This is a genomic window from Alteromonas sp. ABV2_168 (genome assembly GCF_056161165.1).
Window position 1 is genome coordinate 274,586 of the sequence record NZ_JBSWYQ010000003.1, and the last position, 11,498, is coordinate 286,083.

Consider the following 11,498-nt stretch of genomic DNA (forward strand, 5'->3'; position numbering starts at 1 on the left):
GATGACGCTTTTTGAAATTATTATTCTTGCCCTGATCCAAGGGATAACTGAGTTTTTGCCAATCAGCAGTTCGGGACATTTGTTGTTGCCGGCGGAACTGCTTGGCTGGGATAGTCAGGGGCTGGCCTTTGATGTGGCTGTTCACGTAGGCAGCTTGCTGGCTGTTATGCTGTACTTCCGTCAGGAAATCGCGCAAATGACAGTGGCCTGGCTGACCCGGGGATTTACAAAGAATCAGAATACCAACAGCAAGCTTGCCTGGTATGTCATTCTGGCGACTATTCCTGCTGTGCTTGTGGGCCTGGCACTGGATGACTGGATTGAAATGAATGCCAGAACTGCGCTGGTGATAGCGGCCACAACCATTATTTTCGGACTCTTACTGTGGTATGCCGACGTGAAAGCGACACACACGCAGTCGCTGGAAAATATCACCATGAAACAGGCGATCATCATTGGTATCGCTCAGGTGATGGCGCTGATCCCGGGCACATCACGCTCTGGCATTACGATGACGGCCGGATTGATGTTAGGTCTGGACCGCGAGAGTTGTGCACGGTTTTCTTTCTTACTGTCTATTCCGGTCATTCTGGGAGCAGGTACGTTGAAAACCTTTGATTTAGTTCAGGCGACGACAGCAGTAGACTGGAGCGCGTTGCTGTACGGTGCGGCATTCTCGTTCATCAGTGCCTATTTATGTATTTTCCTGTTCCTGAGCTGGATTTCCCGCATCGGCATGCTGCCGTTTGTTATCTACCGCATGATTTTAGGCGCGGTGTTGCTTTGGTTCGTGTTCGCTTAACCTGCATGGAGAATTAGAATGTCAGAGACCATTTTTACGAAAATTATCAACAAAGAAATTCCCGCTGAGATCATTTATGAAGATGATCTGGCGCTGGCATTCAAAGACATTAATCCGCAGGCGCCGGTGCACTTTCTGGTGATCCCGAAAAAACCCATCGCAACCATTAACGACATTGCAGAAGAGGACCGTGCCGTGGTCGGGCACTTAAGTTATGTGGCTGCGAAAGTCGCCGCAGAACAGGGCTTCGCAGAGCAGGGCTATCGTACGGTAATGAACTGCAATGAGTCCGGTGGTCAGACGGTCTATCACATTCATCTGCACGTACTCGCCGGCAAGCCGCTGGGCTGGCCTCCGTACACTGAGAAGCTGAAAACAGCGCTGGAATAAGCTAAGCGCTTAAGTGGCAATAGCTGAGCATCATCGCCTGTATTATTTATTCCATGGTATTTTCTTAGTGAAACTGCCTGAACATGAACTTCTGCCGGTATTTTTGAAAGTATAAAATGTATGGTTGGCCTCAGGTAAAACGTCCGATATAAAAGTACAGGGCTATTACCGCTAGCACGAAAATTGGTAACGTACCGATTTGTGCGCGCGATAAGGAAGTGGATTTAGTGCGTTTCCATGTCATCCACACGCCAGTAAAGGACATACCGGTAAGGGTGATGCCAAAAATAAACCAAGTGATTTTAGTCCAGATACCCCCAAAAGTGCCAAAATGTAACGGGTCGGCGTATTCATTTAAGTATGCATTTACACCAATAGATTCAGGTGTAAAAGTGCTTATGATTTCGAGGGTTTCAGGATGAATGAAAACCCGGTACGCTCTGTCTCGCAGCAGTGGGTTGTTTTTCACTCCTCGCATTTGAATTGGGGAAGTCTGATCGTTTGGTATAAAGATTGAGGTGATATGCCAATTTTTGTGGGCTTTTTGCGCTGTACGTATCGCTTTTTCAAACTCTTTAGACGTTAAATGAATGCCTTCAGTTGGTTGATTTTGGATTGATGCTGCTAGATCATTGTGTTGCACATTACGCTCAATTTCAGGCCCACGTGGCTCAACACTGCTTCCTGAGAACCGGTAGCCAAACTCGTAAAAATACCACAAACCCGTTACACAGATTAGCACGCTAAACCAGATTCCCCACAACCCCAGAAATTTATGCAGATCACTTAAAGCGATTCGGCCTCCTTTATCAAAGCGAACGCGAAACAGCGCTTTGCGCCAATTCTTAGTTGTTTTAATTCCTGTGTATATTGAAATAGATAAGGCGAATGCCATAGCACAAACGAAGATAATGCCGGGGAGGGCAGGCATAAACAGATATCTGTGGAAATCGCGGAAAAAACGTTGAACCGTCAGTCTTGGCATGGTGCCAGTCACTTCATAAGTCCATTGATCAACCTGAACAAATTGGTTGTCTATAGTTTCGTCTTCAATCGTAGCCCGAAAAGTGAGGTAATCCTCGCCCATTGTGAGCATAAAACGGGGTTGGCCATTAGGGTATGCTTCTTTTATCGCATCATATACTTCAACCCAGTCATCATCTGTGGGTTTACTGCTTCGTCCAGGTGGTTTTTCTGATGCGCGTAATTCATCGAAAATTAACCAGTCTATCTCATTTGAAATAGTAGCTACGGTGCCCGTGAACAATACGACAAACATTAAAATAGCCAGATGAAACCCAACCCATGCATGCCAGTTGTAGAGTTTCTTTAACCCTTTTCTATTTTCTTTTGTCACGTAGAACAAAACCTTTGAACGCATTATACACAGCCAGCCTCAACTGGCTGTGTATACTTCTCTGAAATCACACAACAAGTATGCGAAATGCTTTAACTACACCAGTATAAACGTGAGGGGAATTATCACTAAAAATCAAATGATACCGATGCAATTACTGTGCGCGGCGCACCTAAAGGGATACGCAGAACGGTAAAGCCAGCGCCATAGTATTCTTCATCAAACACATTTTTGGCTGCAAGTTGAAGACGGACATTTCCTGACTTCCCAACTATGCCCGAAGTCGGAAGCGTGAACCAAACCGATAAATCGACCAAAGAAACATCGCCCAGGTTTAACTGAGATGAAAGGTTCCCTTCAGCGTCCATAACCCGATCAGACTCATAGTAGTAGCCCGCACCAATACCAAGCCCTTCAAAATCTCCACTCTGCAATTCGTAAGATGCATAAAGGTTTAAAATGTTATCAGCAATACTTTCAGCTTGTCGTGTCACTCCGGCGCTATCCCTGTCTTCTGCATTGGTATATGCATAGGAAACTGAAATATTCATACCGTCCAGTGGCTGGCCTGTAACGCTGAGTTCAACACCATCAGAGGAACGCCCGTCAATAAATATGACGTTGCCGGCATCATCCAGGCCGTCGACAACGTTTACTTTATCGATACTATATAGTGTTAACGACCCCTGTACTTTACCGTTAAGCTGTTCGCTTTTTACACCAAACTCAAATTGTTCACCTTCTTCCGGAGCAATCTCTGTTACTTCGCCAGCATTGTTTGGCACAACAGCGTTAGGTTCAAAAGATTCTGCGTAAGAAGCAAAGAACGAAACCGTTTCAAATGGACGGTAGGTAAAACCTGCCTGTGGCGTTATGCCGGATGCACGAGTTTGAGCCAGTATGGTACCTTCGCGGTCGAACTCGTAATCGGTTTCGCTGTAACGAATTCCTGCAAGTACTGCAAATGACTCAGTAACATCAGTGAAGATGTTTGCATAATAACCTGTATCTTCATTTCTCCATGTATCAACTGGAACACCTTCTAAAGAAAAGCCATCGGAAAGTGTGTAAACCGGGTCGATAAAGCTATGAAAGGGAGCCGTAATGCCATCTGTTTGCGCACCGGTAACAAACCGGCGAGTGGTAACACTGTCAATATAATCTGCACCCACTATGATCTGATGTGTCATTCCTGCAAAGTCAAAACTTCCGCGTACTTTTACGTTAGCGAGGGTCGATTCGATGTCGCGGTCCCGACTCCCGTCCAGACGCTTAACTAAATATACGCGGTCGTCGGGATCATCATAAACAGCACCGGATGTGATGATCGCGGGGTCGAATAAACCAGTTGCATAACCCTGGTCGTTAATTGGCGTGTCTGCATCTACAACGAAAGCGATTCTGGGACGGGATTGCAAGTCATTGCCCGTTGAGTCCTCTCGTGCAAAGTTAGCTTCTATACTCCAATTGGTAAGGAATTCATGCTCTAAACCCAATTCGAGAATTTGATAGTCAACTTCAGCAATTTCCCAGGGACTACCGAAGCGCTGGCTATATGGCACATCCAGTAAATCGTTAATGATTTTAGGACCTTCGGAGGTCTCAATAGCTATTGTCCCTCTATCCAATGGGCGGGACTCATCACGCCATTCATAAGCAAGGTTCAACTGAGTGGTATCACTGACGAAATAGCGAGAAGAAAAAGCAATGGTATCGCGTTTGATCTCTGAAAAATCTCTGAAGCTATCAGAATTCTGTGTTGAAGCGACAACACGAATATCCAGATCATCGTTGACAGGTTGTGCGTAGTCAATCATGGCAAATTTATCGTTAAATGTGCCATAGCGCACCTCACCCGCGATGCGTTGTTTACTTAAGGGCCGTTTGGTGCGCACGTCTACAACACCACCAGGTTCAACCTGACCATACGTAATGGCTGCAGGGCCTTTAACCAACTGTACATATTCTGTGTTTGAAAGGTTGGTTTTAAAATTCGAAGTTACTTTAAAGCCGTTGCGATATAAAGCATTACGTCTGAAGCCACGCATGAAAAAGTCGTCGTTTGTGCCGCCGAAGCCATCGCCGGCACTTACTCCGGGGGCATTTCTAAGCGCTTCTTCCAGCGTGGTAATTTTTCTGTCCAGAACGAGCTGTTCAGGTATGAGCGTGACGTTGCGAGGGTTATCTAAAAATGAAAGTTTCAGGCCTGTCGCACCATCTTTAGCTTCAATTATGTAGCGGGACTGGTTTGTACCAACAACGCTGATAACCTCAATCTCTTTTGTTCCGTTGGACGCCTCATCCTGTTCCTGACCCAGGACACAAGGAGAGTTGAGACCATAAAACATGGTGGCGAAAAGTGTGCTTAAAAGTGTTTTATTCATATCGCGACTACTATATTTCCTTGTACTATTCACTAATAGTAATAATTTTTATTCTCAGTTAATGGTAAGCTAATAGAAATGAGTCAGCAAGCTAATTACTTACATACAACAGAACAAAAGGAATAAAACAGCGGTGACCGGTGGAATAATAAATGTTTCAAGTGATCACATGCTCAGGACTTTAGTCTGTGATCTTCACTAAATAATTGAGTTTGATTTGTCTGCATGTCTTTTTTGTTAAGCTGCAACCGTCATCCGGGGGTAAAATATTGACTCACCAGGTGTGTAAACAACAGTGTCCTGAGATTTAGATCGTCGGGGTAAATTTAGGTTTGAAAACAATAAGGCCCCTTCTTCTGAAGTGGCCTTATTTACGGAGAGCAAACTGGAAGTCGTGTCTACAATCCCAGAACATCTTTACCTTGTTTAAAGGTAATATCGACAGGAATATTAGCGGCTTCGAGCTTCGCCAGGTCAGACGCTAATTCAGGTTTTATGACCCCCATTTCGTCCACCAGTTTTGCAACACCGTCGTAATCGCCGTCACCCTGATAAGTTAAAATCAACCGGCTTAATGCCTCTACCGCGCTGCCCATTTTTTCCATGTTTACGCTGTAGTAGCCGTCTTCATCTTTGGTAAACGCACCTTGTTGAGCAAAGAAGTTAAACCGGATCATGTTGGCTTTGCCGTGGGCCGAGCTGGCACCGAAACGCACGGAACGGAAAATCCCGGCAAGGAAAGTCACGTAGTAATCTTCAAGTACACCTTCAGTGATCTCGCCTTTTTCCAGCAGGCTCTGCACCATGTATAAACCGAGAATGTCAGCTTTCCCTTCTTCAAGGGCTGATGCATGTTCTTTCAGTGCGGCACGGACGGTGCTGCTGCCGTCCAGCGTGTTTTTGATACCCAGACCATGAGCAACTTCATGGAACATAGTATTGGCAAAAAATGCGTCGAAGGTGATGTGATTGCGCTGTTCAGGGGTGATAAGTTCATCTGCAATGGGCATGAGGATTTCGTCGAACTTGGCGCGCATGGCGTTTTTAAGCTGCAAACGACGTGTTCCTTTCGCCAGTTGTACCCGTTCATCATTAGGCAGATTAATCGCTATGGTTTTACTGCCTGCATTGGAGTGGCCTGCATAGTAGATGACATCATAGGCGTTTAAATCAGCATCGGAGCCGGGCATTTCTGCTTTATAGGCATCCGGTACCGGTAAGCCTTTTTGCAACTCCGGCAAAAACTGCGCGTACTTAGACAGTTTGTCACTCCAGGCCAGGTCTTTTATCAGAACATAAGCTTCAAAGGCGGCACGGTAACCAAAAAGCTGATCTTCGTAGGTTTCAATGGGGCCAATCACCAGTTCAACAGGATTGGTTTTCATGTCCATCCAGGCCATATCAGACGCGTAATAATCGTTGCTTAACAGGGCGTCTGCCCGCAAATTCAGGTAATTCGCAAATTCTTCATTGCCGGCCAGTTTTGCGGCTTTTCTCAGCAGTGCTGCCGCTTCGGTGAGTTCAGGTTTGTATGCGTCTGAGTAAGGTACGCTATGAAGGGAGCCGTCGTCCTTGCGTTTTACCAGCGAATAAAGGCCGTCCTTATCTGCAAAGTCTGCTGCCGCGAACTCCTCTTTAGTCATGTCGTGAGGATAGAATTCTGCGCCGGCAGGCTTGCTGTCTGTGTTTTTAAGAAAAGCGGCGTCACCGTTCAGGCGATCCCAGGGGCCATAATTAATATCTGCAAAACGGGCAACGTCTTCGTTACTGAAAGACTTCAGGAACGTATCTTTATCGCCACTGAACGCCTGCTTCCAGAAAAGTCTGTCCATGATGACTGAGGCATCGATGAGCAGCGAAAGCATGGCCTTCTGATCATCAGAAAAACGTGACAGATCAGTCGTTAATTCGACAGGCTTATAAATAGATAGTCGGGCAGGGTCGACCAGCAACTGGCCGGACTTTTCAGAAGCAGATTGCGCTTCAGGTGTATGGGGGGTTGTCGTTTCCGGTGCTTTTGAGCAGGCTGACAGCGCAAAAACGGCAGCAGCAACGGCAATACTCAAACGGGCTTTACGGGTATTCATTATCATCGTTATTTTTCCAAACAAGTTTGTCCCACCGATTGATACACAAAACATTGTGCATGTTCAACATCTGCTGCGGTCACTTGCGCTGAATATCCGTCTGTTAAGGGGAAGTCCTTTTAACAACTTGCACTGGCAGGACGCATAAAAAAGTTTAAAAAAAAGCCATGTTTAACAAAATTTATACAAACCGGCGTTTTAATATCTGCTAGGGTAATTTAAAAATGCTGATAAAAAACAATAATTTATACTAAAGTATAAGGTGTCACAGTGGAAGCGCTACTCAAAAATAATAAAAGTCAGTTCCTCGATATTTTTACAACAGTATCCGGTCATAAATCGAATCTGGTCAGTCTCAACAGCTGGTGGGATAAGGTGGCACTGGTCGGCAAAATCAATTCTCTGAATGTACCCCAGAGTTTACTCAGCAATATGCTTGAAACAAAAGCCGAATTCAGCGAACTGCAGGAAATTCTCATAGACAATCTGCTGTCTGAAAACACGCAGCAATGCGGAGTAAAAAATCAGGCTGTTGCGCAAACGCTGATTGATATACCAGTCCGAAATCTGTTTGAACGCACTGCAGACGTTGGATTTCTGGCAACAGATGCTGACATACTGGCATTCCTTAGTGATAGCACAGATCACGGGCCGGATACGTATGCCATTGTGAAACGCCTGACTGAATATGCTGCCAAGTATTCTGTCTATGATGACATTATGTTGTTTGATGAGACCGGACAGTTAAAAGCACAGATGGATACAGGCGCAGATATTTCCGGCGATGATCCGGTGATTGCAGAAGTACTGACCGGCGAACATGAATATCTGGAAATTTGTCGCTATTCTCCTCTGAGGCCAGCCTTTCCCCTGTCCTCCCTTTTCCTTGCGCCTGTGAAAGATCCTGAGACCCAACGTGTTACCGGCGTTTTATGCATGAGTTTCAAACTGGAAGGTGAGATGCGCAGTTTGTTTGCCGATCTGGATGACGGATCCGGTGCGATCATGGCATTGCTCGATAAGCAGGGAAATACACTGGTGTCGGCTGACGAAACTGTGCTACCACGGGGGACGGCGCTGAATGTCAGTCGCAGTAATCAGATCATTACTCTGGGTAAGCATGAGTACTACTGCACCGTAGCCCGCACGCGTGGCTATCAGGGCTATGCGGGGCTTGGCTGGCAAGGATGTGTTTTGCTGCCGTTTGCCAGCATGTCGGCACATCCTGAGAACAGTGAAGGAAACAGTGACGATGTTCAGCGCTGGCGCGGCTTTTCACCGGCATTGAGTAACATACGTCACAAGGCGAAAATTGTGACTGAGGATTTGGATCTCGTTGTGCTTAACGGACGGATAGCTGCTGCCCGCAGTGATGCTGACGAGTTTATTCCCATTCTGGAAGAGATCCGGCAAATTGGCCGGCAAATGCAGTCAATTTTTACCGACTCAGTAAGTCAGTTGATGAATACTGCGCTGAACACGCATTACGACGGACTGATTTTTCAGGCTGCTCTTGCCATCGATATCATGGACAGAAATCTTTATGAGCGGGCGAACGATTGCCGCTGGTGGGCACTCACAGGGTTGTTTCAGAGTGTACTTAACAAGCGCCGGAGTTCCCCTGATGATGCTGCGGCAATGGCCGGCGTGCTTGGCTATATTAACGATCTCTATACTGTTTATACCGGCCTGTATATTTATGACCGGGATGGAAAAATCGTTGCTGTTTCCCGTCCGGCAATGAAAGCGCTGGAAGGAACCACGGTTCATGCTGATACTGGGGCCGGACAGGTGTTTAACCTGAAAAGCTCGCAGCAGTTTTGTGTATCAGAATTCGTGCCCTGTCATTACTATGAGGGTAAGCATACCTACATTTACAACGCAGCGATTACCGCAGACGGTCAGGTAAATGGTGGGATTGGACTGGTCTTCGACAGCGGACCCGAGTTTAAACAAATGCTGGAGGATGTCACCGGCGGGGAAAATGACGGTATATTTGGTCTGTACACCGACAGGAACGGGCATGTGATCAGTACCACTGACAATGCAAACTGGCGAACCGGTGACAGAATCACGTTGCCGGATATCATCAGTAAAGGTGGTAACGGGCACAAAGGTGCAGGTATTCATGAGATTAACGGCGAGGAATATATTCTGGCTTTTGCCGTATCAAAAGGCTACAGGGAATATAAAACGTCAGACGGTTATCATAATGATGTTATCGCTATTATCGGTGAGCCAAATCAACCGGTGAAATCACAGCAATAAAAAATGGCTGCCCGGGGCAGCCATTTTTGTCTGTATTAATGCACAACTATCAGAATGCGTAAGTCAGACCTACGTGGGCTGCCCGTCCACGTGAACGGAATGCTGATGCGCCCTGGTAATCTTCATCCAGCGCGTTTTCAACGCGACCAAATACGTCCAGGTGCTCATTAACACTGTAACGTGCGCTTACATCTACCAGTGCATAGTCTTTCAGCTTGACGCCACTGTCGACAGCATCAGCGACCAGACGGACGTTAGCTTCTGCGGTCAGTGCTTCGTACTGATACATAACCCCTAGTGAACCCAGTTGCCGCGGCCGGCGGCTTCGCTGAGCGCCGGTGGCATCTTCGGTATCGTTATAGGTATAGTTAGCTTTCAGTAACCAGGCGTCTGTTACCGCCCACTGACCAATCAGCTCGACACCGTCAGAATACGACGTGCCGGATTCCTGCAGATAGCCGGAGTAAGTGGCGAGATCAAAAGAAATGGCGTCATCGATTTTTTGATCGAAGTAAACCACCTCAACAGATGTGCCTTCAGACGGGGTAAATTGCAGGCCGATCTCGTAACCTTCGGAGGTTTCTTCTTTCAAATCGATGTCTGAAGCAGGGGCATAACCGAAATCACGGTTATACTGAATTTCGTACAGGCTCGGCGCGCGGAAACCCGTTCCGTATGCTCCACGTAATTTCAAATCACCCTGTTCCAGCGCCCAGATGTATGCAGAACTGAGACGGAAGCTGACATGTTCGCCAAAATCTTCGTTATCATCGTAGCGAACGCCGGCGGTGGTAAATAAGTTTTCAGTGAATTCGCTTTGTAGTTCGGCATAGTAACCGGTCTGTGTACGGCTTTCTCCGGAAGATGTAATGCTCTCTTCCTCCCAGTCGATACCGTAAACTACGTTGTTCTCAGCATTTAACTGCGTATTACCCAGATATTCGACCCGCTCGATATTCCCTTTCGTGAAGTAGCTTTGCTCGCCGAGAGTCAGGTTTTCACGCTCTACCAGGCTTTTCGAGTACGCCAGTTGCTGGTTACCTGAATCTGTTTCGTAGTTAGCATTTACGCGAAAGTTGGTCTGTTTGAAATTGCTCTGACAGTCGTCTACGTAACCATCGCTGTAGCAATGGTCATACTCACCTTCACCGTCGTTATTACGGACAACAAAACCCAGAGATAAATCTTCAACCGGACGAACATTCACGCGGGCGTGCACGGTGGTATTTTCATAACCGTCATCATCCTGCAGGGTGGTGTCGTCCAGACGTGCGTTAAAGCCATCCGTTGAGTAATCAGATACTGACAAATACCCATCAACCCGTTCTGTACCTGCACCCACTTCACCGGCAATGTTATTGGTGTTATACGCGCCGGCAGAGGCGGACACGCTGCCAAATGTACCTTGTTCAACACGGCCGGTCTGGATGTTGATAACACCACCGGCATCTGCGCCGTATACCAGGCCTTGTGTACCACGGAGGATCTCTACCCGCGACACATTGGCGCTCTGTAACTGACCAACATGAGGTTGAACCTGTGTGCCGGTAGGATCAGAGATGTCCACGCCGTCAATACGGATAAGCGTACGGTAACCTTCTTCACCACGGATCCGCAGTGCCGAAGTCGAACCGATACCGCCGCTGTCAGTCACATGAATGGATGGCTGAATGCGCAGTACTTCTGCCAGGTTGGCATAACCGCGAAGTTCGATTTCTTCCTGCGTAACAACAGATACGGAGGTTGCCAGTTGCCGCAGTGGCGTGGCAATACGGCTTGAAACGACAACGTGTTCAATAGTGTCTTCTGTACTGCCTGCGTCTGCCGCCATCACAGATGTAGCAGCGCAGCTCATAGCAACGGCCAGGGCCAGTTTGCTGGTTTTCATGTGTGTTCCTCAATCTTATTGGTGTCAACGATTGAAGGAGGGAAAGGGAGTGCGGAAACGTAAAGTCAGTTTAGCCTGAACATCCGGCATGGTGTTACATGCAGGAATGAAATGCATAAGGTAGTCACGAACAATGCAATCCGATGAAGCCCTCCGCTTCATTCGTAAAAAACTGTCTGACAGGCCGGTGTCGGGCTGAATGCATTAACTGCATTGTACCGTTGCGGGGGCAGCGGTGGATTAGAACCACACTTCCCGTTTACCTTACCCAAATACACATCGGTGTGTACCGGTAAGCACCTGAAACAGCGGGCGCAACCTT

General features: G+C 47.1%; 7 protein-coding genes and 1 riboswitch. Of the genes, 3 read left to right on the top strand and 4 right to left on the bottom strand.

The window, feature by feature from the left end; genetic code table 11:
• Position 1: 1 nt before the first annotated feature.
• A complete protein-coding gene (locus tag ACXAH4_RS06765) occupies positions 2-802 on the top strand; it encodes an undecaprenyl-diphosphate phosphatase (protein ID WP_474881229.1) in 801 nt (266 codons plus the stop codon).
• 18 nt (positions 803-820) lie between these two features.
• The gene (locus ACXAH4_RS06770; protein ID WP_474881231.1) at positions 821-1,192 is read left to right on the top strand and encodes a histidine triad nucleotide-binding protein; all 372 of its coding nucleotides are present in this window, start codon (positions 821-823) and stop codon (positions 1,190-1,192) included.
• Positions 1,193-1,322: 130 nt separating this feature from the next.
• On the opposite strand, the gene ACXAH4_RS06775 is transcribed toward ACXAH4_RS06770, so the two are convergent.
• The 3 genes from ACXAH4_RS06775 to ACXAH4_RS06785 form a co-directional block, all read right to left on the bottom strand.
• Entirely contained in the window at positions 1,323-2,549 is a 1,227-nt protein-coding gene (locus ACXAH4_RS06775; RefSeq protein ID WP_474881233.1) for a PepSY-associated TM helix domain-containing protein, read from the bottom strand.
• A gap of 128 nt (positions 2,550-2,677) precedes the next feature.
• Positions 2,678-4,933: a TonB-dependent siderophore receptor gene (locus ACXAH4_RS06780; protein ID WP_474881235.1), complete on the bottom strand. Its 2,256-nt coding sequence runs from the start codon at positions 4,931-4,933 to the stop codon at positions 2,678-2,680.
• Positions 4,934-5,331: 398 nt separating this feature from the next.
• Complete coding sequence (locus ACXAH4_RS06785; protein ID WP_474881370.1) at positions 5,332-7,020, bottom strand: dipeptidyl-peptidase 3 family protein; 1,689 nt, start codon at positions 7,018-7,020, stop codon at positions 5,332-5,334.
• 270 nt (positions 7,021-7,290) lie between these two features.
• On the opposite strand from ACXAH4_RS06785, the gene ACXAH4_RS06790 reads away from it, so the two are divergent.
• A complete protein-coding gene (locus tag ACXAH4_RS06790) occupies positions 7,291-9,288 on the top strand; it encodes a cache domain-containing protein (RefSeq protein ID WP_474881237.1) in 1,998 nt (665 codons plus the stop codon).
• Positions 9,289-9,337: 49 nt separating this feature from the next.
• Here ACXAH4_RS06790 and ACXAH4_RS06795 read toward each other — a convergent pair whose 3' ends face one another.
• On the bottom strand, positions 9,338-11,176 hold the full coding sequence (locus ACXAH4_RS06795; RefSeq protein WP_474881238.1) for a TonB-dependent receptor plug domain-containing protein: 1,839 nt from the start codon (positions 11,174-11,176) through the stop codon (positions 9,338-9,340).
• Positions 11,177-11,341: 165 nt separating this feature from the next.
• A riboswitch (cobalamin riboswitch) is annotated at positions 11,342-11,495 on the bottom strand.
• Positions 11,496-11,498 lie beyond the last annotated feature (3 nt).